Genomic DNA, 26,236 nt, shown 5'->3' on the forward strand with positions numbered 1-26,236 from the left:
AAAGGTTAACGCGGCGCGACAAGCGGTCAAAACCCGCTCAGACGGCATTTCGGTTAATTGTTTAAGAATGGCCCTTAAGCACCTGTAATACTGCACTTATGTAATAAACTTGCAAAACCCCAACCCCATAGAAAACGGCGGGTGCGATCCCATGCACCCGCCGCCGTTAACCATCTACCTCATGGCCCGGTCTCAGGCCATCTCACTCGCATATTCGCCCTTCACCCGGGACTTTGTCGGATCGAAATGCGGAAAGGCCGACACCGTCGCCCGCAGCCGTTTTTGCAGCCCGTCGAGCTGGCCGATCTCGATCACCGTGCCGGGTTCGGCATATTCCGGGGCCACCCGGCCCAGGGCGATGACCTTGCCCAGAATGGGCGATTTCATCGCGCTGGTGATCTCGCCCACCTGCGCCTTGCCGACGCGCACGCAATCGCCCGGCACCGGCACCACGCCGCCCTGCACCTCAAAGCCCACGAGCTTGCGATGCGGGCTGGCCTTGCGCCGCTCGACCGCCGCACGGCCGATGAAATCATCCTCCATGGATTTGAGCGGCACGGTAAAGCCGATGCCCGCCTCAAAGGGGTCCGTGGTGTCGTCGAACTCGGAGCCGGCAAAGATCAGCCCGCCCTCGATCCGCAGCATGTCGAGCGCCGCCAGCCCCAGCGGGGTGATCCCATAGGGCGCCCCCGCCTCCCAGACTTTGTCAAAGATTTCAACGGCGTGTTTCGGGTGGCAAAAGATCTCATAGCCGAGCTCACCGCTATAGCCGGTGCGCGAGATGACCACCGAGGGCCCCGACAGATCGCCAAGCCGCGCGATGGTGAGCCGGAACCACGGCAGCTCGTCGATGGTGGGCTGCTGCGGCGGGGTCCAGAAGATCTTAGACAGGATATCGCGGCTGTGCCGCCCCTGCACCGCGATATTATGCAGCTGATCGGTCGAGTTGCGGACCCAGGCGTTCAGCCCATGCCGCTCGGCCTGTTCGCGCAGCCAGAGCCCGCTCGTGTCATTGCCGCCAATCCAGCGGAAATTGGTCTCGCCGAGCCGGTAGACCGTGCCATCGTCGATCATCCCGCCATGCTCATAGCACATGGCGGTATAGACCACCTGCCCGACGCTGAGCTTCTTCATGTTGCGCGTCACGCAGAGCTGCATGAGCTCCTCGGCATCCGGCCCCGTGACCTCGTATTTGCGCAACGGGCTGAGGTCCATCACCGCGACCTTGTCCCGACAGGCCCAATATTCGGCAATCGCCCCGTGGTTGGTCATCGTATTGGCCAGCCAATAGCCGTTATACTCGATGAAATCGCGGGTATGGCGTGCGAAACACTCGTGGAACGCTGTTTTCTTGGTCTCTTCCACATCTGCCTCCGTGGATTTCCTGTAACCGATACTCCGTTGGAAACTCTCGGTTTCCTTATAGGTCCGAAGCTGAATTTCCGTGGGGTTCCAGCCATTGGCCGGGTCCACGTCACACGGGCAGGCCGTCGAGACACAGACCAGATCGGTCAGTGCCCGCAGCAGCACGAAATCGCCCGGCCGCGACCAGGGATCGTCCATCCCGATCGCATTGGCGTCGTCCAGCATCGTGTTGAAGAAGAAGTTGATCGCAGCCCAGCCGCCGCGCGGCCGGATGCCATAGGCGGCGAGTTCGGCGTTCATATTGTCCGAACAATTCACATGGCCCGGATAGCCCAAATCCTCGTAATAACGCGCCGTACAGGCGAGCCCGAACGTGTCGTGCCGCCCGCAGGTGTCCTGCACGATTTCGACGAGCGGTTCCTGGTCCGACGACCAGTATTTCGAAAAAATTCCGGGGGTCGGGTAAAGATTTCCCATTAACGCCCGTGTCGTCGTCGGGTCGATCTCGCGCTCGAGCCCCTTGTCCAGCGCCCGCATCGAGAAGGCCTGAAAGTCCGAACACTCTCTGCCTTGCACGTCAAGGATCTGAATATATTGGCCTTTTCGGACCTCATAGGGTTTCGCCTCGCCCGGCATAATGGTCGCATCCAAGAGCGGATCAGCCAGCGGATCGTGACTCTGCCCGGTCATTTTGACCAGCTTCGGATCGGCCCTACGGATATAAAGGGTTAATTCCGTGGCCAGACCCTCGCCCTCAGGGCCCATTTCACCCCCCGGCGCCGCCACGATCAACAGCCCATCCTGCTCGGCCGTGAACCGCGCCATATCCCCCGGCCGCGAGCCTTCGCCCAGCGCCCTTATGGCGTCACCCCGGCCAATGTTGAACCCGGCCGCATCCAGCGATTTCAACACTTTGGCGCCTGATCTTGAGCCATTGTTGAGCGTCGCGATGATGCCCTCGGGCCGGCCATAGCCCTTGGCCCCAAGCCGCCCGGCGTCCGAGCGTTTGTCGGGCCCAAAAAAGACCATCTCCACCGGCTGCATGCCCTCACGGTCGAGCACCATGATCTCATCGCCGCGCCAGACCGCCACCGCCCGGCTGCCCCCGCCCGGCACCGGATGCCTCTCCACCCCCGGCGGCAGGATCGGCAACCCCGGCGTCAACACCCCCTGCCGCTCCCACGGCACCTCAAAAACCGGTGTTATATTCATCACCCTAACCCCAATGATTTCTTACGTTTTTCGGCCCAAGAGCTGATCGCGAGATCGAAGGTCAGCGCCATCAGCGAGACGTTCATCCCGAGCACGAAATTCTTGCCCATCTCGGTCCCGGCGAGAGTCCGCTGCAGCTCCTGACCGAGATCCTGCGTGCCGATAAAGGCCGCGATGATCACCATGAAAAAGGCAAAGATGATGGCCTGATTGAACCCCACCGCCATGGTCGGCAGCGCGATGGGCAGTTGCACCGACCGCATCTTCTGCCGCCGCGTCGCGCCCGACATATCGGCAGATTCCGTCATCTCTGGCGGCACCGAGCGCAGGCCTTCCACCGTGTAGCGGCAGAGCGGCACCATGGCGAAGATCAGGATGGAGAAGACCACCGCCACATCATTCACCCCAAAGAGCATGATCGCCGGGATCAGGTAGATAAAGCTCGGGAAGGTCTGCGCCGTGTCACAGGCAAGCAGCACCCGTTTCGACCATTTCTCCGACCGCGCCGCCGCAATGCCGAGCGGAATGCCGAGAAGCGTCGCGAGGATCACCGCCGAGATCACCGTATAGAGCGTGATCACCGACCGATCCCACCAGCCCGAGAAGGCGACAATCGAGAAAAACACCGCCGCATAGATCCCCGGTTTGCGCCCGCCTACCCCATAGGCAAAGGCCACGATGGCGAGCACGAATGCAGGCGTCGGCACCCACAAGAGCGCATCCCGGAACGGGATTAGGATCTTTACATTGAGGAACCAGCGCAGCCAATCCGTTACGCCGCGCACCGCCTCGAGGGCGAGGAAGTTCTTGATGATATTGTCGATTTCCTTGCCCTGGCTGAAATGCTGACGGCGGCCGATCTCGGCGAAAACCTCGATCACCTGCGACAGCAAGAGGAAGAGGACAAAGCCGCCGACGCCTGCCAGCAGGTAGATATGCCGCTTCCACCAGGGCGTGCCGCGCTCAAAATGTTCGGGCTGTTTGACGACCCAGGCCTTGCTCAGCCGGTCGAGCATGATTGCCAGAAGGACGATGGTCACGCCGATCTCGAACGACCGGCCGAGCTTGAAGCTGCCCATCATCGCCAAGAGCTTGGCGCCAAGCCCCGGCATCCCGATAAAGGCGGTGAGAACCACCATCGCAAGGCAGAGCATGATCACCTGGTTGAGCCCCACGAGGATCTCGGTCCGCGCCGAAGGTACATAGACCCGGCTGAGCATTTGCCAGCGCGTACAGCCCGACATCTTGCCCGCCTCGACCACTTCGGGGCTGACCTTCTTGAGGCCGAGCGTCGTCATCAGAACCATCGGCGGGATGGCATAGATGATCGTCGCCACCGCGCCCGCCGTCGGCCCCACTTTGAAAAAGATCACCGCCGGCAGGAGATAGGTAAAGAACGGCAGGGTCTGAAGCACGCTGAGGATCGGCTTGATCATCCGCTCAAAGCCGCGGAATTTCCAAGCGAGAATGCCCAGGGTCAGCCCGATGACAAAGGCGAAAGGTGCGGCCACGACGAGCACCGACATGGTCTGCATCGCGATGTCCCATTGGCCGATCAGCGCGGTCCAGACGAATGTCCCGCCCGCCAGCAGTGCAAAGCGCCAGCCGCCAAGGTAGTAGCCGAGAACCGCCGCTGACGCGGCAATCGCCGTCCATGGGATCGGGCCGATGTTGGGCCAGCGCCGCTTGCCGTAAAAGAGGTTGGCCGTGGCGTCCAGGATCACCTCGAGCCCGGCGGTCAGCGTTCGGGTGAGATGGATCAGGCCCAGATCGTCCTTGATGAAATTGAACACCGCGTCAAGCCAGACCGCCATCGGCGGCACCGCCCATTCGGGCACCCGCACGAGCCAGGCAGGTAGCGCCCCGAGCGCATGCAGCAGCACAAGGGCCACCGATCCCCCCAAGAGCGCCCAGAGCACCGGGTTCTGCGGCCAGATCGAGCGCGTCGGCTCCAACTCCGTCACAAGCTGCGTCTCGGCCATTATTCCGCCCCCAGCAGCACATCCAGAGCTGCCTTGCGTTCGAGCACGCCGATCACAGCGCCTTGGCGGTCGCTGACGGGCATCAATTCACGCGGGTCATTGACCAATTGCCGGGCCAGCGCGTGAATGGTCAGGTGACCGGCGATGGGCTGGCCTTCGACGGCAGAGCCATTGACCGGGCGCAACAGCCCTCGGGCGCGCACAACCCGCGCCTTGTCGATATCTTCGGTGAATTTGTGCACATAGTCTGTCGCCGGGTTGAGCACGATCTTGTCCGGCGTGTCGCATTGTTCCACCGCGCCGTTGCGCATGATGGCAATCCGGTCAGCAAGGCGCAGCGCCTCGTCGAAATCATGGGTGATGAACACGATGGTCTTGCCGAGCATTTCCTGCAGGCGCAGGAACTCATCCTGCATTTCACGCCGGATGAGCGGATCGAGCGCGCTGAACGGTTCGTCGAGAAACCAGATATCCGGCTCAATCGCGAGGCTGCGGGCGATGCCGACGCGCTGTTGCTGACCGCCGGAAAGTTCGCGCGGGAAATAATCCTCGCGCCCGTCGAGACCGACGAGCTGGATCACCTCCATCGCCCGTTCGCGGCGGGCATGTCGATCCTGCCCGCGCATTTCGAGCGGAAAGGCCACATTGTCGAGAACTGTACGGTGCGGCAAAAGCCCGAAAGACTGAAACACCATCCCCATCTTGGAGCGGCGCAGCTCGATCAGCTCTTGCTCAGACATCGCCATGATGTCCTCGCCATCCACCTCGATCGTGCCGCCGGTGATGTCATGGAGCCGCGAAAAACAACGCACAAGCGTAGATTTTCCCGATCCCGACAGCCCCATGATGACGAGCATTTCGCCCCGTCCCACATCAATCGACACATCTTTGACGCCGGCAATATACCCATCTGCGCGAATGGCGTCGAAAGAATGCCCTTGCGGCATTTTGGACAGATAGCTCTTGGGGTTGGCGCCAAAAAGCTTCCATACGTTTCGCGCGGAAATCACTGGTTGATCTGTGGTCATTGGTCCCCCTGGGGCTGCTGGGGTCACGCCCGCGACGGCGGGCGCGACGTTGGCTTTAGGTGAAAGGCTTAGGCTTTGCAGGACGCGACCCAGGGCTCCCAGGCGTCGGTGTTGGCATCGAGCCATTCGGCCGCCGCCTCTTCGGGTTCGAGCTCGTCCGTGTCGACCAGCTTGGCCATCTCGGCGATTTGCGGGTTGGTAAAGCTGATCGCCTCAAGCAGGCAGTAGCCGGTGGGCCATTTGGCCTCCATACCCTCCCAGGCGGCCTTTTTCAGGTAGCCAGCCGATGGGTTGCCGCAATCATAGAGCGCGTCGGGGTTGGGCCCCACCGCGGGATCGGTGTCACAGCCCTCTTCCCATTCCGGGAACTCGACAAATTCGCCGGGCCAGACGGCTTCGGCAAAGTTTGGCGTCCAGTTGAACACCACCACCGGGCGTTTGTCTGCCTCGGCCGAGCCGATCTCGGCCCAGAGCGCCGCAGCAGAGCCCGCGTTGATCACGGTAAAGTTCATGTCGAGCGCTTCGACACGTTCCTTACCATGTTTGAGCCAGTCCACCGGCCCGTCGAGATAACGGCCCTTGTCGCCGGTCTCGGGTGTGGCGAATTTCTCGGCACAATCGTTGAGCGCCTTCCAGTCGGGCAGGCCCGGGCAGGCCTCCTTCGTCCACATGGGATACCACCAATCCTCGCGGGTGACGGCGTCATGATCGCCCACATCGACGATCCCGCCCTTTTCCATCGCAGCCCGGAAGGACGCGCCAAACGCCCCTTCCCAGACTTCCATTTCGAGGGTCACATCGCCGAGCCGCACGGATTCGTAGACCGCCTGACTGTCGGTGGTGACATATTCCACGGCGAGCCCGGCCTCTTCCATGATCTGGCCGGTGACATTCGACATGACGATCTGGCTCGACCAGTTGTGCACCGGGATCACGATCGGATCAGAACTGTCCTCGGCCAGAGCCGGGCCGCTGAGGGCCAGCCCCGAGGTGAGTAACGCGATGGGCAAACTACGGTTCAGTTTCATGACAACTCCCTGATATCTGATTTTGTTTTGCCTCTTGCAGCGCTACGCCGCCGGGCTGCCGTATTGTGACGTCAGGAGGGGCAAATCCTGAATAAGAGATTTGCGAGGCTGAGCCTTCATATTTTATAGCCTTGGCAGGGTTTTTCTGGTCTAATCAACCTGTTGCGCAGGAAGGCCAAAGGGATCTACCCTCTGTCCCTGCCGCATGACGTCGCAAAAGGTGTCACCATCATGGGCCGAGCCGGAAAATTACTGCCCCCATTGGATTACCTGCTGGCCTTCGAGGCGGCGGCGCAGCACGGGTCGTTTGCCCGCGCCGGGCGGCTTTTGAACATCTCCGAGACCTCGATCAGCCGCAAAGTGCGGCTGTTGGAACAGCATTACGACGTGCCACTCTTCGTGCGCGGGCATCGCTCTGTCACGCTCACCCCGCAGGGGCATAGCCTCTTGGTGCCGGTGCAGCAGGCGATGAACCAGCTCCGCAACACATCGCAGGACATGCTGTCAAAACATCAGCGCAACACGGTGACGGTGTCCGCCACCAATTCGGTCGCGGCGCTCTGGCTCATGCCCCGGCTGGCGCGGTTCAACCGGGCCAATCCGCGGATTCGGATCACGCTCATCGCGTCGGATGATGACGGTGAATGCTTGGCCGATACGGTCGATCTTGCCATTCTGCGTGGCGAAGGCCATTGGCCCTGTTTTCAGGCGAGCCAGCTCTTTGGCGAAACGGTGTTTCCGGTCTGCTCGCCCGATTATCTCGAGGCGCACCCAGAGCTCGACTGCGCTGCGGCCCTGCCCCGACATGATCTCATCGAGGTGGCGAACCAGCATACGGAATGGATGAATTGGCGCACGTGGCTCACGCAGAACCACGTCAATTACGACCTGACCCATGACACCGGCAGCCGGATACAGCTCAACACCTATCCTCTGGCGGTGCAGGCAGCGGTGGATGGGCTCGGCGTGGCGCTGGGCTGGGCGCATCTGGTCGATCGGCAGCTCGAAGCGGGCAGCTTGGTGCGGCCTCTGGGCGACACCTGCCTGCGCACCAAGTCAGGCTATCACCTCTTGCGCCCGACCGAACAGCAGGCCTTTCCCGAGCGTCAGATCGTCGAGGATTGGCTCTTGCAGGAAAGCGCCGCGCGCAAACGCTACACGCCGCCGGCGCAGCCTGCCCATAGCCTCGGTTAACGGCCCGGCGCGACCGCGCTTGAGGCGTCCCAATCCGGCTCGAACCCGAGCACCTCGGTGCCCGGTGGCAGTGCCGGGTTGAACAGGCGGTTATGGGCGATGGTCGCCGCATGGAGCGGATTATGCGCCGCCAGCCGCCAGACCTTGCACTTGAGATCAAACCGCTGATTGAACGCCTCAAAGACCAAGGTCACATGGCCCGCCTCATGCAGGGTCTTGGCCCCTTCCGATCCCGGCGGAAAGGTGGCCGTCAGGATGTCGGAAAATTCGACCGCGTTTTGATAATAGCCTGCCGCCAGAAACTGCAGCGCCTGATCGCGGCGCTGGGCCGGGTCATTGGTCTTGGCCGCCATGTAATCGAGCTCGGCCGTCACCGAATAGCCGGGGCTCTTGTTCAAGAGCGTGATGATATGGCCCATGGCGTCGTCCTCGCCGGGCAGAAAGACCGCCGGGGTGATCGCGTCATCGGGCCGCCCCTCTTGATCGCGCATCGCCATTTGCCGCACACGACATTGCCAGCGCAGAAAGGTCATCTGCAGCGGGTTGGGATCGCGGGCTATTCCGAACTGGTCCTGAAGCATCGACACGGGCCATACTCTCTTTTCTTTCTTGGGGTCGGAGGGCGCGGCCTGCGCCCTCCGGGTGGTCTTTGGTAGCTCAGAGCTGGAAGATCTGGTTGGCGATGATCGCCACCGCGATACCCCCGGCCAGCGCCAGATAGGGCAGCATACCCGCCTTCTTCACGCTGAGATCGCGCGAGCTCAGATGCAGATCGTCGAGCATTGCATCGGGGAACTGGCCCTTGTCCTGCACGTAATGCCGATAGGCAAAGACCGGCAGGATGAGCAGCGCCGCGATGATCCCGGACATCAGCGTCCCCTCGCCCCAGACATTCGCACCGGCCCCAAGCAGGATCGCGTTGATGAAGCTGAGCACGATACCCACCGCCATCAACGGCGTCGGGCAGCGCCACGGGCGCGGTGTGTCGGGGCTGTCGATCCGGTGGATCCAGCCAGCGTTGAGGTTGAGGAAGTTGAAGATCAGATAGCAGCAGTTCGACACCGCCAGCACGAAGAGGTAATCCGACATCATCAGCAGGATCAGGTTGAACCCAAGGTCCGTCCACATCGCATTGGTCGGCGCGCCATGGCTATTGGCTTTGGCCAGGTAGCGCGGCAGCCAGCCATCGACACCGCCCTGATAGAGCGTGCGCGACGACCCCGCCATCGAAGTCATCACCGCCAGCAGCAGCGCGAGGATCAGCATGATCACCATGAGCGAGAAGACGAAGGATCCACCGCCGACCATGCCGGCCATGGCCCCTGCCACCGCCGAGCCGTCGACAATGCCGTCCTGCAACATGCCTTCGACGCCCAGAACCCCCTGAAACGAGAGCGGCACCAGCGTATAGACCAAGATGCACAGAAGCCCGGCAAAGAGGATCGCCCGAGGCGTGTCATAGGCGGGGTCCTTGAACTCGGACGTATAGCAAATCGCCGTCTCGAAAGCATAGGCCGACCAGGCCGCAATGAATAGCCCGCCGAGGAAGAGCGTCCAGCCGGGGATATCCCACTGGCCTTGGGTCACATTGCCATCCGCATCAAAAGCGAGAGGTTTGAGCGGCGTGAGGTTTTCCGCCAGAACATCCCCGGTCAGGAGCGGCACGATCCCCACGATCAAAAGCGGGATCACCACGGCAAGCCCCATGATCGTCTGGAACTTGGCCGCGCGCAAAATGCCGCCATGCTGAACGCCAAAGACCACCAAAAGGATCATCGCGCCGAGCATAAAGGTCGCGTCGATCCGCAGGCTCAGCCCCTCTTTCAGACCATCGAGATTGACCAGCGTGATCTGCCAGCTGCGAATGGCGCTTTCGGGATCGAAGAAGACGTTGAGAATATAGCCCGCTGCAAGCCCGCCGCCGATCGCCAGAACCGGCGTCCAGGCGAGCCAGTTGCACCAGACTGATAGTGGCGCCAAAAGCTTGCTATAGCGCACCCAAGCCGCCGCGCCATAGACCGAGGCGCCACCGCTTTTCGACGGGAAAAGCCCGGCGATCTCGGCATAGATAAAGGCCTGCAGAAAGCCGAAGCTTACCGAGAGCATCCAGATCACCCAGGACGGGTTGCCAATGGTGGCGGCAATGCCGCCGATGGAAAACAGAACCAGAGCCGGAACACCGCTGGCGAGCCAAAAGGCCTGAGGCCATCGAATGGCGCGGTGCAGGGTTCCGTCCCCTGACGCCGCCCCGACATTTTCATTTGCCAAAGTCATTTCTCACATCTCCACTGTTCAGTTTGTTATTTTTCGCTGATTTTCGTGCCGACCCCCGCAATACTCGGACTATGTTCGGCGTTACTCGGAGAGGTCAGGCGCGCTCTTGCGTTGAAAAAGCTGTTGGGGTGTCAAAGCTCCTCGCGTTGTTGAGACTTGGAATTCGGGATTGGGTGGCGGCCACCATGTCGAGATCAATGGTCGCGGAAATGATGCCCTTGTCGCGGCCGCCATCGGCCAGCACGCGCCCCCAAGGGTCGATGATCAGGGAATGCCCATAGGTTTCGCCGCCGCCCGGCACCGGGCCTGTCGCGCAGGCCGATACCATGAAACGCGTGGTCTCGATGGCGCGGGCGCGGTTCAGGATATGCCAATGGGCCTCGCCGGTAAGCTTGGTAAAGGCCGCGGGACAGCACAGGATATCGGCGCCCTCGCGGGCCAGCGCGTGAAACAGCGCCGGAAAGCGCAGATCATAACAGATTGCATGACCGATCCGCGCCTTGGGGGTGTCATGGATTACAGCCTGTCCGCCCGGCGTGACCGTGGCGCTTTCGCGATAGGTCTGCCCAGGGCCGAGATCGACATCGAAGAGATGGATCTTGTCATAACGCCCCGCGATGGTGCCATCGGGAGCGACCATATAGCCACGGTTGATGAATTTCTCGGGGCTTGGCCCGCGAACGGCAATCGAGCCGATATTGAGCCAGACGCCCGCGCCCGCGCACCAGTCGCTCAGGCCCTGCAGGACGGGATGGCTCTCCTCCTCGGCCACCGGTGGGGCAAGCCGCCCGCCTTCGGTGCGCAGCCCGCCGCAATATTCTGGCAGGAACAGAATTTCCGCGCCCGCCGCCACCGCCTCTTCGGCCAGCCCGATGGCCTCGTCCAAGGCGGGCTGAAACCCGGCCAGAGGCCGGGTCTGCAGACAGGCGATATGCAGCGGGCGCGGCACGGGGTTCAAAACTTCATATAGGCTTTGCGCAGGTTCACCAGCGGATGCCTGTCGGACATCTGAAACTTGATGAGCAGCTCGCGCGCGATCATGTCCCGATCCTGCTGATTGTCGGGCAGCGAGATCGTGTCGGGCACCCGGACCCAGCCATTGTTGTTGCGGTCGAAGACCGCCGGGCTGCCCTCTTCATAGCCCATATGGACATCTTCAAGCCAATTGAGATCGTCCCAGCCCATCGTCTCCATATATTTGGTCAGAAAAGGCGTGATCCGTTCGTAATCGGGCACGAGGTTCACATCATAGCGATAGCCGATGTGCTGCCCGATTTCCTTTTCGCGCTCGCTCTCGAGCCCGTCCTTGTCCTTCAGGAACTGGTCGACATCCTTGATCTCGGAGCCGCGATACTGTGTTCCAGCCATTTGGTCTTTCCTCCGTTTTGGGGGTCGTCCGCCCTGCCCCTCGGGGCTCTGGGCGAACGACACGCAGCTCTTACAGGTGGTGGTAGTCCTCGACGCCCACCGTGTGATTGGTGCCCGCCAACGGCACCCCGGCCATGGCCGAGGCTTCCATCGTCAGCGCCGCCAGATCTTCGGGCTCGAGGCTGTGGATGTAGGTCTTGCCGCAAGCGCGGGCAAAGAGCTGGGCCTCGATGGTCAGCGTGTGCAGGAAGTTATAGACGCGCTCCGCCGCCGCATCCGGGTCAAGCCGCTCGCGCAGCTTGGGGTCTTGCGTCGCCACGCCGACCGGGCAACGGCCCGTGTGGCAATGGTAGCAATAGCCCGGCTCGGCGCCGATCTCTTCTGGGAAGTTGGCCTCGGGGATGTCTTTGTTGCAGTTGAGCGCCATCATCGCCGAATGGCCGATGGCGATGGCATCCGCCCCAAGGGCAATCGCCTTGGCCACATCCGCGCCGTTGCGGATACCGCCGGCATAGACGAGGCTGATTTCGCCGCGCTTGCCGAGGTCGTCGATGGCCTTGCGGGCCTGACGGATCGCCGCCATGCCAGGCACGCCGGTGTCCTCCGTGGCGAGGTGCGGGCCGGCCCCTGTGCCGCCTTCCATCCCGTCGATATAGATGCTGTCGGGATCGCATTTCACCGCCATCCGCACATCGTCATAGACGCGGCTCGCGCCAAGCTTGAGCTGAATGGGGATCTGCCAATCGGTCGCTTCACGGATCTCCTGGATCTTGAGCGCAAGGTCATCAGGACCGAGCCAATCCGGGTGCCGCGCGGGCGAGCGTTGGTCGATGCCGGCAGGCAAGGACCGCATCTCGGCCACCTGATCGGTCACTTTCTGCCCCATGAGATGCCCGCCAAGCCCGACCTTACAGCCCTGCCCGATGAAGAACTCGCACGCATCGGCAAGCACGAGGTGGTTGGGGTTGAAGCCATAGCGCGACTGGATGCATTGGTAGAACCATTTCGAGCTATAGCGCCGCTCGTCGGGGATCATGCCGCCCTCGCCCGAACAGGTCGCGGTGCCCGCCATGGTGGCCCCCCGCGCCAGCGCGGTCTTGGCCTCATAGCTCAGTGCGCCAAAGGACATGCCGGTGATATAGACAGGGATATCAAGCTCGAGCGGGCGTTTGGCGCGCGGGCCAATGACCGTCTTGGTTTCGCATTTCTCGCGGTAGCCTTCGATCACGAAACGCGTCAGCGTGCCAGGCAGAAAGGTCAGGTCATCCCAATGCGGGATCTTCTTGAAGAGCGAGAACCCCCGCATCCGATAACGCCCGAGCTCGGACTTGATGTGGATGTCATCCATCACCCTCGGCGGGAAGATAAAGCTGTCACCGATGCGGTTCACATCGCGGGCCAGCGCTGGTTTTTTCGGCATGTCACCGTCAGCCATGGTGGTGTTCCTTGTCTTGCGGAGAGCTGGAGAACTGCGCCCGGTGACACCCGGGCGCGCGCCAGCCATCACAGAATGAGTTTCTTCTCGGAGGGTTCGAGATTGTCGTAGTTCCAGAGCTGTTTGCCCGCGACGATCTTGGTGAAATGATCCACACCCTTGTCCGGCATCAACCCATATTGGGTGAGCTTGCGGGTGAGCCATTTCTTGTCGAGCTCGGTCAGCTCGGCCTCGACCGCATCGACGCCGAGCGATTTGATGTCTCCGCCCACGAAAATCGTGCCGTCATACATCGAGTCGCCCAGGTTCTTGCCGGCATTGCCGCAGACCACCATCCGGCCCCGCTGCATCATAAAGCCCGAGAGCGCGCCGGTGTCGCCACCGACGATGATCGTGCCGCCCTTCTGGTCGATCCCCGTCCGCGAGCCCACCGAACCGCGACAGACGAGATCACCGCCCCGGATCGCCGCGCCAAAGGTCGAACCTGCGTTCTTTTCCACCAGAACCGTGCCGGACATCATGTTCTCGCCGCAGGACCAGCCGACGCGGCCGGTGATGCGCACATTCGGCCCATCGAGAAGCCCCACGCCGAAATAGCCGGTCGAACCTTCGATGATCAGGTTGAGCTTGCTCAGGATACCGACGCCAAGGCTGTGCTTGCCGCGCGGGTTCTTGAGCACGATCGTGCCATAGCCTTCGGCCATCAGCGACCGGATGCGGCTGTTGACCTGGGTCGAGGTCATGTCATCCGTGTCGATCTCGGTCCGCTTGTTGAAATCCACCTCGGGCGCCCAAGGATAGGTAAAGCGCTCTTCGGCGTCTGGGTCGAACTCGACATAGAGCGATTTGCCCGTCAGCTGTTCGGTGGTCATGCCGAGCGCCTTGGCGCGCTCGTCCTGGCTCATGGTCTTGAGCTCTGCGTCGCTTACGCCTGCCATACCCGAACCTCCTCATCATAGGGATCATATGTGTCGATTTCCTCGGGCAGGATCGCGCGGATCGCCACCTCTTCGGATGCCATGGCGATGAGATCATCGCTCTCGTAGAGAACCAGCGGTTTCGCGGCCATCGTGTCCTTGGCCATGCCGAGCTGATCCTTGGTCGCCACCAGGTAGGTGAAGACACCGTCGATCTCGTTGATCGAATTGCGCAGGCTTTCCTCCAGCGACACGCCATTGGCGAGGTTATGCGCCGTGTAGACCGCCAAAAGCTCGCTGTCGCAGTTCGACATGAAGCGATGGCCCTTGCGCTCCATCTCGCGGCGCATGATCCAGTAGTTGGTGATCTGGCCGTTATGGACGACGCTCACGTCATTATAAGGAAAGGCCCAATACGGGTGCGCGGATTTGATATCCACATCCGATTCCGTGGCCATCCGGGTGTGGCCGATGCCATGCGTGCCCTTGAAATCATTGAGCCCATAGGCCTCGGACACAACGCTCGCGTCGCCCAGATCCTTGATCAGCTCGAGCCCGTTGCCCATGCTGAGGATCTCGACCCCTTCGGTCTCTTCGATATGTGACGCCATCTCGCCGGTGTCACCGGAATGGGTCAGCACATAGCGCAGCGAATATTCCCGCGGCGCTGATTTCGATTTCACCTTGGCGCCATGTTCCGCGAGGATGGTTTCCACCTCGGTGATCCGGTCCTTGATCACCTGATGGATGCCCCGGCCCCGGTCCATGTCTTCGGCCTCGGCCACCTTGAGGCGCATGATATAGTCGCCCTCTGTCGGTTCGCCGTAGACCGCATAGCCGGTGCTGTCCGGCCCCCGGTGTTTGAGCGCCTGCAGCATGGCGGTCATCTCTGACCCGACCGAGCTGCTTTTGCCCTTATGTATCAATCCTGCAATCCCGCACATCTTGAATGCGCCTCCTTCGTTCCAGGTTGCGTTGATGGGTGAAGGCGGGTGTAACACCCTGCCTTCGCTCAGTTTTTCGGGGCGCCTTAGGGCAGGCACTCCATATAGGTATCCTTGTCCCAATCGGTGACCGTGGACATGAACCGTGCGTACTCGTCCTGTTTGTACTCGTCATAGAGGCGGTACATCTCACCGGGCATGCCGCGCCGGACCACCTCGCTGTTTTTCAGGAACTCGAGCGCCTCACCGAGGCTCATCGGCAGCTTCTTGACCTCTTTGCCGGCCTTGATGGCGGCATAGATGTTGCGCTCTTCGGGCGCGCCGGGGTCGAGCTGATTGTCGATCCCGTCATCCATCGCCGCGAGCAAGGTGGTGCCCATGAGATAGGGGTTCACCATGCTGTCGACCGAGCGGTATTCGAACCGCCCCGGGGCCGAGACGCGCAGACCCGTGGTGCGGTTCTGAAAGCCCCAGTCGGCAAAGACCGGTGCCCAGAACCCGGTGTCCCAGAGCCGGCGATAGGAGTTAACGGTGGAACAGCCCACTGCCGTCAGCGCCTGCAGGTGATGCACCACCCCGCCGATCGCCTCGAGCCCTTCCTTGCCGGGCATTTGCGGATCGTCGTCATCAGGCATAAAGGTGTTTTCACCGCCGCGCACATACATGTAGTTTTCGGCCATGCCCGGCAGATCATCCGGATCGTTGCCGCATTTGACGAACTCATCCTCGCCACCGCGCCACAGGCTCATGTTGTGGTGACAGCCCGAGGCCGACACGCCCATGAAGGGTTTGGTCATGAAACAGGCGAAAATCCCGTTCTCCCGCGCCACCTGGGCGCAGATCTGGCGATAGGTGGTGAGCCGGTCTGCATTGCGCAGCACGTCGTCGAACATCCAGTTCAATTCGAGCTGGCCGGGCGCATCCTCGTGGTCGCCCTGGATCATGTCGAGCCCCATCTGACGGGCATAGCGGATCACCTGCATCGATACCGGGCGCAGGCTCTCAAATTGATCAATGTGATAGCAATAGGGTTTGGAATAGCCGTCGCGCGGCTTGCCGTTTTCATCGAATTTGAGCCACATCATTTCGGGCTCGGTGCCGATGCGCAGGCGGCGGCCGTGTTTCTTCTCGAAATCATCATGCATGCGGCGCAGGTTGCCGCGGCAATCCGAGGTCAGATAGCCGCCCGGGTTTTCCTTTTCCTCGCGGTTGCGGAAGAGCGTGCAGTAGAACCGGCCGATGGTCGGCGCCCAAGGCAGCTGCATGAAGGTTTCTGGCTCGGGAATGCCGATCAGCTCGGCCGCTTCGGGCCCATAGCCCAGATATTCACCGGCGCGGTTGGTAAAGAGGTTCACCGTGGCCCCGTAGACCAGTTGGAACCCTTTCTTGGCAACGCTTTCCCAGTGATCTGCCGGGATGCCTTTGCCCATGATCTTGCCGGTTACGGAAACGAATTGGAGGTAAAGATATTCGATCCCCTTGGCATCGATCATCTTACGGACTTCTTTGATCTTTTCGTCACGCCCTGGCGCTTCGACGAATCTTTCGAGGTCTGTTTCAGCCACGTCTGTCTCTCCTTGCTGGTCGGGTCCGCGATCTTTGGTGCCGCGTCTTTTTGAATTGCTGGGACTATTTTGGTTCAGACCTGGTTTAGGCCCTATCTTGTTCGCCTTTCGATTTTGGCCCTGCTTTCCGTTCAACCCTGACCTGTGGTCATGAGGCGATACGCCCTGCAAAAGCACCGATTGTTACCGTTAAGCTCTTAATTCGCTGGCTCCGGGAGAATGAGCCCGGACCCTGCTGTGGTTGACGTTAGGGACGAATCGATTTTTCAAGCAAGTTTTTTGAACCAATGAAGCCCGGTTTCTGGACAAATGCCGTCAATTGGTTCATCTACGGATCAGTTTGTAAGGAGGTTTCATGGCAAAACTGGGCTCTGCGGATGTGGCATCACTGATCCGGCGCGATATCATCAAGGGAATCTACCGGCAGCATGAGCGATTGCCTGCCTCACGCCAGATGGCCGAAACCCATGGCGTGGCGCGCAACACGCTGCGCGATGCGCTGTCCCAGCTGGAACGCGAAGGGCTGATCCAGACGCGGGCGGGCAGCGGCACCTATGTGACCTACCAAAAAGGCACAGAGACCATCGAGGCGCTGGAACATGCCAACCCGCTTGAACTTATCGACGCGCGTTTCGCGCTCGAACCGCATCTGTGCCGGTTGAGCGTCCTGCAGGGCCGACAGACCGATTTCGAGGAAATGGCCCGGCAATGCGAACGGATGGAACGCGCCGAGCATGATCCCGTCGCCTTTTCCGAGGCCGATACCGCCTTTCATCACGCGCTGGCCAAATCTTCGCGCAACAACCTGTTGATCTGGGTGATCGGTCAGATCAACGCGGTACGCTCGATGGATGATTGGACCCGCATGCGCCATGTGACGCTAGAGCCGTCAATTATTCGTAAATATAACGAGCAACATCGCCGCATCCTCACCGCGATCCGCAGCCGGGAACCGGAAGAGGCTGCGAATGCGATGAAGGTCCATCTCGAAACCGCGCGGGTGTCTTTGATGCGGGCGGCGGATGCGTGATCAGGCCGGCACGGCCTGCGCCGCGCATTGCAACCAGTTGATATAAAGCCGTTCTGCCGTCTCGTTGAGCGTGCTCATCCGGTCGCGCGCGGCGGCCTCATAGCGGGCCGGTCCGTCGCTGCCGAGCGTGTCGACCAGAGCCGCCACGCCATCGGGCTGCCCCATCCAGCGGGTGATCGTGTCCTCGTCGGCCTCGAGGTGAAACTGCGTCGAAAAAGCCCTTGTTCCCCAACGCATTGCCTGGACGGCGCAGGCGGGGGCGGTGGCGAGGACTTGGGCGCCTTGGGGGAGTTTGTGGACCTCGGCGCTGTGCCAGTGGAGCACCGGAAAGCGTTCGGTGACCCCGTCGAAGAACACGCCGGTGGCCCCCGCTTCGGTGAGCTGTACGTCGAAAACGCCGATCTCGGGCGTGGTGGCGGGGCCGACCTCGCCGCCCAGCGCCTCGGCCAGCAATTGATGCCCGAGACAGATGCCAAGGAACGGCAATCCGCGCTGTTCGACGGCCTCGCGGATCAGCGCCTTTTCCGCCACAAGCCACGGATATTGCTCGGTTTCCCAGGTGTTCTGCGGCCCGCCCATGACCCAGAGCGCGTCATAGCCATCGAGGCTCGGGAGGGGCGTGTTGCGGTGCATATGGACCGGGTCATAGCTGTGCCCGTCCTCGTCCAGAAACTCATGAAACACGCCGGGGCGGTCGGTGTCTTCGTGCAGCAGTACCAGTAGCTTCATGGGGCGCTCCTCCTTGTCGGACCTTAGCCTAAGCAGGGCGCGGGCCGCCGCGCAAGCCCCGGAAATGGCATGTCGGTGACACGTCGGTATCGCGGCGGTAAAGCGACTGTGGAGGTTTTGCCGCTTCAGCCGCGGTTGTGGATGCGCTCATAGAGCCGGGTGATGATGCGGCTTGCGGTCTTTTCAAAGGCGGCGGGGATGATCGCGTGGATCAGCGCGGCAAAAGCCGCCGCGAAGAGCGTGAGCGCAAAGAGCCCGGCAAAACGGGCATGTTGCAGATAGGTCTCATCGACGCTGCGGGGATGGGCGAGGAAAATGCGGGTGATCATGGGTTTGCCTCCTGTGATGCGATTTCCTCCAAGATACCGCGCGAGGGAGGTGAGATTTTCCCAATGATTGCGAAAAATGCGTGACTCATGGGATATTTTCAACGCATATAGTCGGTCATGGTGAAAATTGATGACACAGACCGGCGTATCCTCGCCATTTTGCAACGTGACGCGGCGATCGGTCTCGATGCGCTGGGCGACAAGGTGGGGCTGTCGCGCAATGCCTGCTGGCGGCGCATCCGGGCGCTCGACGAGGCGGGGGTGATTCTCGGCCGGGTGGCGCTGCTTGATCCCGACCGGTTGGGCCTCGGCCTCACCGTCTTCATGCAGATCCGGGCCGAGCGGCATGATGCGGAATGGCTCAGCGCCTTTGCCCGGGCCACCAAGGCGATGCCGGAAATCCAGAGCGTCTACCGGATGACCGGCGATCTCGATTATCTCATCCGGGCGCGGGTGGCGGATATGAAGGATTACGACCGGCTCTATCAGCGGCTCATCGCGCGGGTGCCGATGGGCGATGTCTCGGCCAGTTTCGTGATGGAAGAGATCAAGGACACGACCGAGCTGCCGCTCTAGGCGGGCTGCCGGTCGGTTTGCGCGCGGGGGCTGGAGATCACCAGAAAGACCGCGTCCGCATCGCCTTCGTTCAGCGCCTGATGCGGCGTGCCGGGGGCGATCTCGATCCCCTGCCCTTGGCTCAGCACATGGCGCTTGCCGTCCCGTTCGAGGGTGAGCGCGCCGCCCAGCACATAGAAGAATTGCCGGGCCCGCGCATGGCTGTGGCGGGTCTCGGACGTACCGGGCGGCATTCGTTCCTCGATCACCGAGAGATCCGCGCCCGCGACCAGATGCCAGCCATCGCAGGCAGCGCCCCAGATGTAATGCGGGGCCGTGTCGCGGGAGATGGACATGCGGGCTTCCTTCCTTCGCTCAGGGGGTCCTCATGGAAAAGGGCCGGTCCTGCGACCGGCCCCTGCCCTTATCTCTGGTTGCAGCTCTGGCCGCAACTCTGGCCCCATCTCTGGGCGCGACCCCGATCAGTTCGGGATCAGCGCCGGCACGATGGTCACGATCGCCGGGAAGAACCACAGGATCGCCAGCCCCACCACCTGGATCAGCACGAACGGTGCCACGCCCCGGTAGATATGGCCGGTGGTGACCTCTTTCGGCGCCACGCCGCGCAGGTAGAACAGCGCAAAGCCAAAGGGCGGCGTGAGGAAGGAGGTCTGCAGGTTGACCGCGATCATGATCGTCACCCATTTCGGATCGAAGGTGCCGCCATAGATGACCGGCCCGACAATCGGGATCACGATGTAGATGATCTCGAGGAAGTCGAGCACGAAGCCGAGCACGAAGAGCACCAGCATCACGATCAGGAAAACCTGGAACTCGCTGTCGAAACTGCGCAGGAATTGCTGAATGTAATGCTCGCCCCCGAAGGAGATCACCACGAGGTTGAGAAGCTGCGACCCGATCAGGATGGTAAAGACCATCGAGGTCACCTTGGCCGTCTCGCGCACCACCGGGGTCAGCACCCCGCCGGCAAAGAGCACCCAGCAGCTGAACAGCAGACCGAAGAGCGCAAAGAGATAGGCCGCCTTGGCAAAGAAGAAGGCCACCCATGTCTCGAAGGTCACATCAGAGATGTTGATGCGCAGGTCGAAATTGATGCCGATCAGGATCGCCAGCACGATGGCCAGTGTCGCCCAGATGATGATCTTGCCCGAGCGTTCCTCGTCCTTGAGCTTGCGATAGGCCGCCAGCATGATGGCCCCGCCCGCGCCGAGCGCCGCGGCGGGCGTCGGGTTGGTGATGCCGCCCAGGATCGAGCCCAGCACCGCGACGATCAGCACCAGCGGCGGAAAGACCACCCGGATGAGATCGTTCTGCGCCAGCCGCCCCGCCGCATGACCCGCGCCATAGAGCACGAGACCATAGGGGACGAGCAGGATCAGGATGCTGGCCCCCGAGGACATGGCCGGACCGATGAGCAGGATATCGGCCAACAGCGCCAGTATCACCCCGATGCCACCGATGATCAGAGGCCGCGGTGAGGCGCTGGGCGCGATGCCCCGGCCCATGACCAGAACCAGCGACAGGATCAGCAGGATCGTGGCGACGCCGGTGCCGATGGGCGCGGCATCGTCGATCTTGGCGAGCCTTGCCTCGGCGATCTGTTCGGGGCTCAGCCGGGTGCTTTCCTGCACGCCGCCTGCCGCGTCGATCTCGGCCTGTTCGGCGATGGCCGCATCCCAGGCCGATTGGCCGTGGAGGTCGATCATCGCCGTCTTGCACTCGGCGCTCACATTGGTGCGCAGGGAGGCGCCTTCGCCACGCGAGGTAAAGGTGTCGACGGTGAGGCTCTGGCTGCCGACGATATTGACCTGGCTGGCGAGCATCAGCCCGACGATGAGCGCGACGGGCGCGCCGACGAACCAGGTGAATTTCTCGCCACGGGTGGTGGTCTCGGTGCCTGGTTCACCGGAGAACCGGACCGCCGGGGCCTTGGACGGGTTCAAAAGCGCATAACCAAAGGCATAGAGCCCGTAGAGCAGCGCCAGCAGGATGCCCGGCAAGAGCGCCGCCTGAAAGAGCGTGCCGACGGAAACGACTGCCGGTTCGCCCAGATAGGTGAGCGCGTCGGAACAGCCGACCTCCTGTGCCCGCGCCTCTTGCGCCACGGAATAGAGATCGCCCGCCAGCGTGCCGAGCAGAACGATCACGATCGAGGGCGGGATGATCTGCCCCAAGGTGCCCGAGGCCGCGATGACCCCGGTGGCAATCTCGGGGGAATAGTTGTTGCGCAGCATGGTGGGCAGGCTCAAGAGGCCCATGGTCACCACGGTGGCGCCGACGATCCCGGTCGAAGCGGCGAGGAAGGCACCGACGACGACCACCGACACCGCCAGACCGCCGGGCAGCGGGCCAAAGACGCGCGCCATGGTGGTCAGCAGGTCATTGGCGATCTTCGAGCGTTCGAGCGTGATGCCCATCAGCACGAACATCAAAACCGCCAAGAGCGTTTCGATCGAGGCGCCCGCGAGCACCCGTTCGTTCATCCGGTTGACGATGAAGGAGACGTTCCGGTCGAGCGCCACTTCCCAGCCGCGGTCAAAGACGGGTTGGGCATAGCGTGGCAAATCCGGGTATCGAAAGACCGATATGGTCTCGGGCTTGACGCCCGAGGCGATGATTTGTCGGTAGGCCTCGCTCGATGTGTCGATGGCCTGATGGATCAGCAGGCCCGAGCTGTCGAGCGCCGCGATGATCGCGAAAGAGATGACCCCTGCGCCACCGATGGAGAAGGCCACCGGAAAGCCAGAGAGGATCGCACCGAAAAGGCACAGAAATACAATGATCAGGCCGATTTCGACGCCGTCTAGTCCAAAAAGCATGTGTCCCGCCCCTCGTTAATGCGTGCCTTCATAGGCTTCTTCACCCGCGCCCAACGTGTCGCGGTCGAGATATTTGCCTTCGCTCTCGGGTCCTTCCTTCCACTCGAGATAGGAGCGGTAGAAGAAGGCGATGGCATGCAGGAACACCATGGCGGTGAACAGAACCAGCAGCACCTTGAAGAGGAAATAGCCGTTGAACCCGTTGGGGCTAAAGCCGATGGTCTCGACGTTCCAGCGCACCGCGCGGGATTTCATCAAGAGCCGGTCGAGCGTGTCGCTGGCCGAGGGTTTGGGTGTGATGAGATGGCGCCACATGAAGTACCAGCCATACATCCACATGAGCACCGCGGCGGGCATCATGAAGATCAGGCTGCCGATCATGTCGATCATCTTCTTGGTGCGGTATTTCACCGCCGAATAGACGAGATCGACGCGGACATGGCTGCCTTGGACAAAGGTGTAGGTGGCGCAGAGGCAAACGACGAGCGCGTTGTAGAGCTTGAGCTCTTCCGACCACCAGCTGATGTCCATTTGCAGCGGGATGCCAAAGCCAAAGGCGATGTCAGGCCGCACAAAGACCCGTTGCAGGAAGACGATGACGATCTGTTGCAGCACCATCAACAGGCCCGCCCAGGCGGCGAACCGTCCCACCGTATTGGCAAAGCCTTCGAGCACCCGCACACAGCCCCACATGAAACTGTTGCGCCAGAACCCGATCGCGGAGACCACCAGAAAGGCGGTAAACACCACGAAGAAAAACTCTATCGAGCCGCCATAGTAGACGACCCGCATGATGGCCTCGTTGTTTGACCAATCCAGCCACAGCCCCGGGTGGGTCACTGCATAGGCAAGATTGTAGAAGGCCAAGCCGATATTCTGGAAAAACCAGATGATCGCGTCCAGCATCGCTCCCCCATGTCCCTTTTTTGGTCCAACATGGACCTTATCTTACAGCACAATGGCGGAGCCCGGTGCATAATCCGGGCCCCGCCGACAGGTGAGAGTGGGGCTTAGCCGAGCACGCGGTCGCGTTGCTTGGAATAGGCACCGTCCGATTTGGCGATCCAGGCCGAGGACGACCGCATCGACGCCATGTAGCTGTCGTAGACGCGTTTGTAGATGTCGTCGCCCATGTTTTCCTGATGCACCGCGTCGGCGGCACCACCGAAGGCGTCCCAGACGCTGTCGGGGAATTCCATGGTTTTCACGCCAGCCGATTGCAGACGGCCAAGCGCGGCCGAGTTGTTCGACAGGAATTGTGCGAGGTTCCATTGATGCGCCTCGGCACAGGCGATCTCGACGATCTTCTGCTGCGCCGGGGTGAGGCTTTCAAAGACTTCGCGGTTCATCCCGATCGAGAGACCAGCGCCCGGCTCGTGGAAGCCGGCGGTGTAGTAGATCTTGGTGATCTCCTGGAAGCCGGCCTTTTCATCCGCCCAGGGGCCGATCCATTCGGTGCCGTCAATCGCACCGGAGGCCAGCGCCTGGTACACTTCGGCACCGGGCAGGTTCTGGACGCTTGCGCCGAGCTTGCCGAGCGCCTTGCCACCGAGGCCGGGCATCCGGAACTTGAGGCCGTTGAAATCTTCGGGGCCTTTGATTTCCTTGGAGAACCAGCCGCCAGCCTGCGCGCCGGTGTTGCCCGCGAGGAAGGATTTCAGACCAAAGATCTGACCCAGCTCGTCGTGGAACTCTTGTCCGCCACCATGGTAGTACCAGTTGACGAGTTCCTGGGCGGTCATGCCAAAGGGCACCGAGGTAAAGAACGCATAGGCCGGGTGCTGACCGACGAAATAATAGTCGGCGCCGTGATACATGTCGGCCTGACCGGCGGTCACGGCGTCGAAGACTTCGAACGCGCCGACAAGCTCGCCCGCGCCCTTGACGTCGACGGTGAGCTGGCCATCGGCCATGGCGTTGATGTTGTCAGCGGCCTTTTGGGCGGCGTCGAACACGCCTGCCAGACCCCGGCCCCAGGTGGTGACCATGGTCAGCGTGCGGTTGCCCTGTGCATAGGCCGGTGCGGCCAGTGTCGAGGCCGCGGCTGCGGTCCCGCCCAGCGCGGATTTTGTCAGAAAAGAACGACGATCCATTAAGATATACCCTCCCAGATAAGTTTTCTGCGCGCGTGCCTCCACACCCGCGCGGACCGTTACAAGACTTTCAACGCTAGCCAATGTCGGCGGTTTAGGAAATACCGACTACTGCGTATAAACAGAAACTATACACCTAAAACCTGCCTTAACTTTAGGCATATGACCCAGTTCTGCACCGGAAATTCTAGGAATCGTTCCGAATTGCGCGTAACGATTCGGCGATGCGACGTTTAACTGATCGGCTTTGGCAAAATTACGGGCAGAAACTGTTTCTGACCGCCACCCTGCCCTTTATCGCGGCGGCGGTGGTGATTGCCGTCTTTGCGACGCTGCAGTCGCGCCATCTGGCCGATCGCGAGATTGCCGCGCTGGAAAGCCAGCTCATCCATGCCAAGCGCGAAGAGCTCAAGAACTATCTCGCCATGGCGCGGACCTCTTTCATCAATATCTATGGTCGCGCCGCCCCCGATGATGAGGCGGCCAAGCTGGCGGTGACCCAGATCCTGTCCTCGATGCTCTATGGGCAGGACGGCTATTTCTTTGTCTTTGATTATGACGGCAATAATCTTGTGGCGCCGCGGCACACCGATCTCATCGGGCGCAATTGGTCGGGGCTCGCCGATCCCGAGGGCGTGCCGGTCACCGATGAACTCATCCGGTTGGCGAAACAGGGCAGCGGTTATCACAGCTATGAATGGGTCAAGCCGTCGACCGGCAAACCGGCGCAGATCGTCACCTATGTGATCGGCCTGCAGGATTGGCGCTGGGCGGTGGGCACCGGCGTCTTTATCGACGATGTGCTGGCCACGGTGGCGGCGGCGCGGGCCGATGTCGAAGAACGGGTGCGGCGCAGTTTTCTCTTTATCGGCGGTTTTGCCCTTGTGGCGCTGTTGGTGGTTTTCACCTCCGGGCTTTTCATCACCATTCGCGAGCGCAGGCTCGCCAATGCCAAGCTCAAGCGGCTCACCCAGCGGGTCTTTGACGCGCAGGAAGAGGAACGCGGCCGCGTCGCGCGCGAGCTGCATGACGGGATCAGCCAGCTTCTCGTCGGGGTGCGCTATGCGCTCGACATGGCGCGGCGGCGGCTGGTGGCGGGGGACGACCGGGCGGCGGATCATCTCGACAAGGGGATCACCCATCTCGCGGGCGCCATCCAGGAGGTGCGCCGGATCAGCCGCGATCTGCGGCCCGGCACGCTCGACGATCTCGGTCTTGGCCCCGCGCTCAAGGCGCTGACGGAAGATTTCAGCAAGCGCAGTGGGATTACGGCGGAGTTTGCCACGGTGGTGTTTCGCAACCGGCTCGACCCCGAGGCCAAGATCGCGCTCTACCGGATCGCGCAGGAGGCGCTCACCAATATCGAGCGGCACGCCTCGGCGAGCCGGGTGACCATAGATTTGCGCGGTCATCGGCGCGGTGGTACGATGCGGATCAGCGATGACGGGCTCGGGATCGAAGCGGCGCGCGCCCGCACCGGACTGCCCCCCGGGCTCGGTCTGCGCAACATGCAGGAACGGATCGATCAGCTTGACGGGACGTTGCGCATTCTCTCATCCTCGGCGGGAACGGTGATTGAAGCCACCGTGCCATTGTCGCATATGCTACCGCCCGAAGATGACAGTCACGAAACCAAGGTCAACGCCTAGATGACAAAAACGCCCGCGCCCACCCGCATCGTAATCGTCGACGATCACCCGATGGTGGCCGAAGGGGTCGAAGCGATCCTCGAGACCTATGACGATATCGAAGTGGTCGCCACATTGTCGGACGGGCAGCAGATCATCGACCAGGTGTCACAGCTCGCCCCCGATGTGATCCTGCTCGATCTCAACATGCCGGGGATTGGCGGGCTCTCGACCACCGAGATCATTCTCGAACGGCGGCCTGCGACGCGGATCTTGATCCTGAGCATGCATGACAGCCCGGAATATATCTCGTCGGCGCTGAGCCATGGGGCGATGGGCTATGTCCTCAAGGATGTGCCGACGGATGAGATCAAGCTCGCCATCGATGCGGTGATGCGCGGCGAGCGCTATCTGTGCACCGGGGCGCAGGGCTCGCTCGAGCCGCAGGGCGGTGCCGGGGTGCGCGAACAGCTCACCAACCGCGAGCAGACGATCCTGTTGCAGCTGGCGCAAGGGAGATCGAACAAGGATGTGGCGCTGGCGCTCGATATTTCGGTGCGCACGGTGGAAACCCATCGCAAGAACATCAAGCGCAAGCTCGGCATCAGCTCGACCGCCGGGCTGACGCGCTATGCGCTCGAGCATGGCGTGTTGCAGGGCACCGGCGTGAGCCTCTAACACGGGGACGCCCCGCCCGGTGGGGCGAGGCGTCAGGTGGTG

At 61.7% G+C, this 26,236-nt stretch carries 23 protein-coding genes; 5 read left to right on the forward strand and 18 right to left on the reverse strand.

The features are described 5' to 3' along the window. Positions 1-192: 192 nt before the first annotated feature. From WA237_RS08275 to WA237_RS08290, 4 genes are all read right to left on the reverse strand, one after another. The gene (locus tag WA237_RS08275) at positions 193-2,577 is read right to left on the reverse strand and encodes a DUF1989 domain-containing protein (RefSeq protein WP_336097317.1); all 2,385 of its coding nucleotides are present in this window, start codon (positions 2,575-2,577) and stop codon (positions 193-195) included. Continuing rightward, positions 2,577-4,559, reverse strand: coding sequence for an ABC transporter permease (locus WA237_RS08280; protein WP_336097318.1), 1,983 nt, complete (start codon positions 4,557-4,559; stop codon positions 2,577-2,579). The genes WA237_RS08275 and WA237_RS08280 overlap by 1 nt, the downstream gene beginning before the upstream one ends. Continuing rightward, entirely contained in the window at positions 4,559-5,587 is a 1,029-nt protein-coding gene (locus WA237_RS08285; protein WP_216017161.1) for a quaternary amine ABC transporter ATP-binding protein, read from the reverse strand. The genes WA237_RS08280 and WA237_RS08285 overlap by 1 nt, the downstream gene beginning before the upstream one ends. 68 nt (positions 5,588-5,655) lie before the next feature. Further along, entirely contained in the window at positions 5,656-6,615 is a 960-nt protein-coding gene (locus WA237_RS08290; RefSeq protein WP_009815084.1) for an ABC transporter substrate-binding protein, read from the reverse strand. 231 nt (positions 6,616-6,846) lie between these two features. Here WA237_RS08290 and WA237_RS08295 point away from each other — a divergent pair, with 231 nt between their 5' ends. After that, positions 6,847-7,809 (forward strand): LysR substrate-binding domain-containing protein, encoded by a 963-nt coding sequence (locus tag WA237_RS08295; protein ID WP_040618135.1) that lies wholly within the window; start codon positions 6,847-6,849, stop codon positions 7,807-7,809. Here WA237_RS08295 and WA237_RS08300 read toward each other — a convergent pair. From WA237_RS08300 to WA237_RS08335, 8 genes are all read right to left on the reverse strand, one after another. Beyond that, positions 7,806-8,390, reverse strand: a complete 585-nt coding sequence (locus WA237_RS08300; protein WP_336097465.1) for a hypothetical protein — start codon at positions 8,388-8,390, stop codon at positions 7,806-7,808. The two genes, WA237_RS08295 and WA237_RS08300, sit on opposite strands and share 4 nt — an antisense overlap. 76 nt (positions 8,391-8,466) lie before the next feature. Continuing rightward, entirely contained in the window at positions 8,467-10,083 is a 1,617-nt protein-coding gene (locus WA237_RS08305) for an APC family permease (protein ID WP_336097319.1), read from the reverse strand. A gap of 94 nt (positions 10,084-10,177) precedes the next feature. Further along, entirely contained in the window at positions 10,178-11,032 is an 855-nt protein-coding gene (locus WA237_RS08310) for a carbon-nitrogen hydrolase family protein (RefSeq protein ID WP_336097320.1), read from the reverse strand. Between the two features lie 5 nt (positions 11,033-11,037). Next, positions 11,038-11,451 carry a hypothetical protein gene (locus tag WA237_RS08315; protein ID WP_009815079.1) on the reverse strand — a complete coding sequence of 138 codons (414 nt, stop codon included), beginning with the start codon at positions 11,449-11,451 and terminating at the stop codon, positions 11,038-11,040. Between the two features lie 70 nt (positions 11,452-11,521). Next, positions 11,522-12,886, reverse strand: a complete 1,365-nt coding sequence (locus tag WA237_RS08320) for an FMN-binding glutamate synthase family protein (RefSeq protein WP_156783415.1) — start codon at positions 12,884-12,886, stop codon at positions 11,522-11,524. 68 nt (positions 12,887-12,954) lie between these two features. Beyond that, on the reverse strand, positions 12,955-13,824 hold the full coding sequence (locus WA237_RS08325; protein ID WP_009815077.1) for a GXGXG motif-containing protein: 870 nt from the start codon (positions 13,822-13,824) through the stop codon (positions 12,955-12,957). Next, on the reverse strand, positions 13,812-14,690 hold the full coding sequence (locus tag WA237_RS08330; RefSeq protein ID WP_009815076.1) for a glutamine amidotransferase: 879 nt from the start codon (positions 14,688-14,690) through the stop codon (positions 13,812-13,814). The genes WA237_RS08325 and WA237_RS08330 overlap by 13 nt, the downstream gene beginning before the upstream one ends. A 143-nt stretch (positions 14,691-14,833) precedes the next feature. After that, positions 14,834-16,312 carry a glutamine synthetase family protein gene (locus tag WA237_RS08335; protein ID WP_040618130.1) on the reverse strand — a complete coding sequence of 493 codons (1,479 nt, stop codon included), beginning with the start codon at positions 16,310-16,312 and terminating at the stop codon, positions 14,834-14,836. Between the two features lie 355 nt (positions 16,313-16,667). On the opposite strand from WA237_RS08335, the gene WA237_RS08340 reads away from it, so the two are divergent. Beyond that, on the forward strand, positions 16,668-17,342 hold the full coding sequence (locus WA237_RS08340; protein WP_336097321.1) for a FadR/GntR family transcriptional regulator: 675 nt from the start codon (positions 16,668-16,670) through the stop codon (positions 17,340-17,342). Here the strand turns inward: WA237_RS08340 and WA237_RS08345 are convergent, their stop codons facing one another. Together WA237_RS08345 and WA237_RS08350 are read right to left on the reverse strand one after the other, a co-directional pair. Further along, on the reverse strand, positions 17,343-18,071 hold the full coding sequence (locus tag WA237_RS08345; RefSeq protein WP_336097322.1) for a type 1 glutamine amidotransferase: 729 nt from the start codon (positions 18,069-18,071) through the stop codon (positions 17,343-17,345). A 125-nt stretch (positions 18,072-18,196) separates the two neighbouring features. Next, complete coding sequence (locus WA237_RS08350; protein ID WP_009815072.1) at positions 18,197-18,400, reverse strand: DUF6356 family protein; 204 nt, start codon at positions 18,398-18,400, stop codon at positions 18,197-18,199. Positions 18,401-18,517: 117 nt separating this feature from the next. Between WA237_RS08350 and WA237_RS08355 the strand changes: the two genes are divergently transcribed. Further along, positions 18,518-18,976, forward strand: a complete 459-nt coding sequence (locus WA237_RS08355) for an Lrp/AsnC family transcriptional regulator (protein WP_216017170.1) — start codon at positions 18,518-18,520, stop codon at positions 18,974-18,976. Here the strand turns inward: WA237_RS08355 and WA237_RS08360 are convergent. The 4 genes from WA237_RS08360 to WA237_RS08375 all read right to left on the reverse strand — a co-directional run bounded on the left by WA237_RS08360 (position 18,973) and on the right by WA237_RS08375 (position 23,888). Further along, positions 18,973-19,311 carry a cupin domain-containing protein gene (locus tag WA237_RS08360; protein ID WP_336097323.1) on the reverse strand — a complete coding sequence of 113 codons (339 nt, stop codon included), beginning with the start codon at positions 19,309-19,311 and terminating at the stop codon, positions 18,973-18,975. The genes WA237_RS08355 and WA237_RS08360 overlap by 4 nt on opposite strands. 126 nt (positions 19,312-19,437) lie before the next feature. Continuing rightward, positions 19,438-21,795: a TRAP transporter large permease gene (locus tag WA237_RS08365; RefSeq protein WP_336097324.1), complete on the reverse strand. Its 2,358-nt coding sequence runs from the start codon at positions 21,793-21,795 to the stop codon at positions 19,438-19,440. 15 nt (positions 21,796-21,810) lie between these two features. Then, a complete protein-coding gene (locus WA237_RS08370; protein WP_009815068.1) occupies positions 21,811-22,701 on the reverse strand; it encodes a TRAP transporter small permease subunit in 891 nt (296 codons plus the stop codon). A gap of 104 nt (positions 22,702-22,805) precedes the next feature. Continuing rightward, a complete protein-coding gene (locus tag WA237_RS08375; protein ID WP_009815067.1) occupies positions 22,806-23,888 on the reverse strand; it encodes a TRAP transporter substrate-binding protein in 1,083 nt (360 codons plus the stop codon). A 224-nt stretch (positions 23,889-24,112) separates the two neighbouring features. Here WA237_RS08375 and WA237_RS08380 point away from each other — a divergent pair, with 224 nt between their 5' ends. Then, positions 24,113-25,537 carry a cache domain-containing protein gene (locus tag WA237_RS08380; RefSeq protein ID WP_009815066.1) on the forward strand — a complete coding sequence of 475 codons (1,425 nt, stop codon included), beginning with the start codon at positions 24,113-24,115 and terminating at the stop codon, positions 25,535-25,537. Continuing rightward, on the forward strand, positions 25,538-26,194 hold the full coding sequence (locus tag WA237_RS08385) for a response regulator transcription factor (protein ID WP_336097325.1): 657 nt from the start codon (positions 25,538-25,540) through the stop codon (positions 26,192-26,194). The last annotated feature ends 42 nt before the right edge of the window (positions 26,195-26,236 follow it).

Source organism: Roseovarius sp. CH_XMU1461 (assembly GCF_037027165.1).
Lineage (GTDB): Bacteria > Pseudomonadota > Alphaproteobacteria > Rhodobacterales > Rhodobacteraceae > Roseovarius > Roseovarius nubinhibens.

Coding starts and splice junctions, on each gene's coding strand:
- WA237_RS08380 (WP_009815066.1), top strand. CDS start 24,113: ATGCGACGTTTAACTGATCGGCTTTGGCAAAATTACGGGCAGAAACTG.
- WA237_RS08370 (WP_009815068.1), bottom strand. CDS start 22,701: ATGCTGGACGCGATCATCTGGTTTTTCCAGAATATCGGCTTGGCCTTC.
- WA237_RS08325 (WP_009815077.1), bottom strand. CDS start 13,824: ATGGCAGGCGTAAGCGACGCAGAGCTCAAGACCATGAGCCAGGACGAG.
- WA237_RS08355 (WP_216017170.1), top strand. CDS start 18,518: ATGGTGAAAATTGATGACACAGACCGGCGTATCCTCGCCATTTTGCAA.
- WA237_RS08345 (WP_336097322.1), bottom strand. CDS start 18,071: ATGAAGCTACTGGTACTGCTGCACGAAGACACCGACCGCCCCGGCGTG.
- WA237_RS08300 (WP_336097465.1), bottom strand. CDS start 8,390: ATGCTTCAGGACCAGTTCGGAATAGCCCGCGATCCCAACCCGCTGCAG.
- WA237_RS08280 (WP_336097318.1), bottom strand. CDS start 4,559: ATGGCCGAGACGCAGCTTGTGACGGAGTTGGAGCCGACGCGCTCGATC.
- WA237_RS08350 (WP_009815072.1), bottom strand. CDS start 18,400: ATGATCACCCGCATTTTCCTCGCCCATCCCCGCAGCGTCGATGAGACC.
- WA237_RS08275 (WP_336097317.1), bottom strand. CDS start 2,577: ATGAATATAACACCGGTTTTTGAGGTGCCGTGGGAGCGGCAGGGGGTG.
- WA237_RS08315 (WP_009815079.1), bottom strand. CDS start 11,451: ATGGCTGGAACACAGTATCGCGGCTCCGAGATCAAGGATGTCGACCAG.
- WA237_RS08385 (WP_336097325.1), top strand. CDS start 25,538: ATGACAAAAACGCCCGCGCCCACCCGCATCGTAATCGTCGACGATCAC.
- WA237_RS08375 (WP_009815067.1), bottom strand. CDS start 23,888: ATGGATCGTCGTTCTTTTCTGACAAAATCCGCGCTGGGCGGGACCGCA.
- WA237_RS08340 (WP_336097321.1), top strand. CDS start 16,668: ATGGCAAAACTGGGCTCTGCGGATGTGGCATCACTGATCCGGCGCGAT.
- WA237_RS08305 (WP_336097319.1), bottom strand. CDS start 10,083: ATGACTTTGGCAAATGAAAATGTCGGGGCGGCGTCAGGGGACGGAACC.
- WA237_RS08320 (WP_156783415.1), bottom strand. CDS start 12,886: ATGGCTGACGGTGACATGCCGAAAAAACCAGCGCTGGCCCGCGATGTG.
- WA237_RS08295 (WP_040618135.1), top strand. CDS start 6,847: ATGGGCCGAGCCGGAAAATTACTGCCCCCATTGGATTACCTGCTGGCC.
- WA237_RS08285 (WP_216017161.1), bottom strand. CDS start 5,587: ATGACCACAGATCAACCAGTGATTTCCGCGCGAAACGTATGGAAGCTT.
- WA237_RS08360 (WP_336097323.1), bottom strand. CDS start 19,311: ATGTCCATCTCCCGCGACACGGCCCCGCATTACATCTGGGGCGCTGCC.
- WA237_RS08365 (WP_336097324.1), bottom strand. CDS start 21,795: ATGCTTTTTGGACTAGACGGCGTCGAAATCGGCCTGATCATTGTATTT.
- WA237_RS08290 (WP_009815084.1), bottom strand. CDS start 6,615: ATGAAACTGAACCGTAGTTTGCCCATCGCGTTACTCACCTCGGGGCTG.
- WA237_RS08330 (WP_009815076.1), bottom strand. CDS start 14,690: ATGACCGCCATGCTGCAGGCGCTCAAACACCGGGGGCCGGACAGCACC.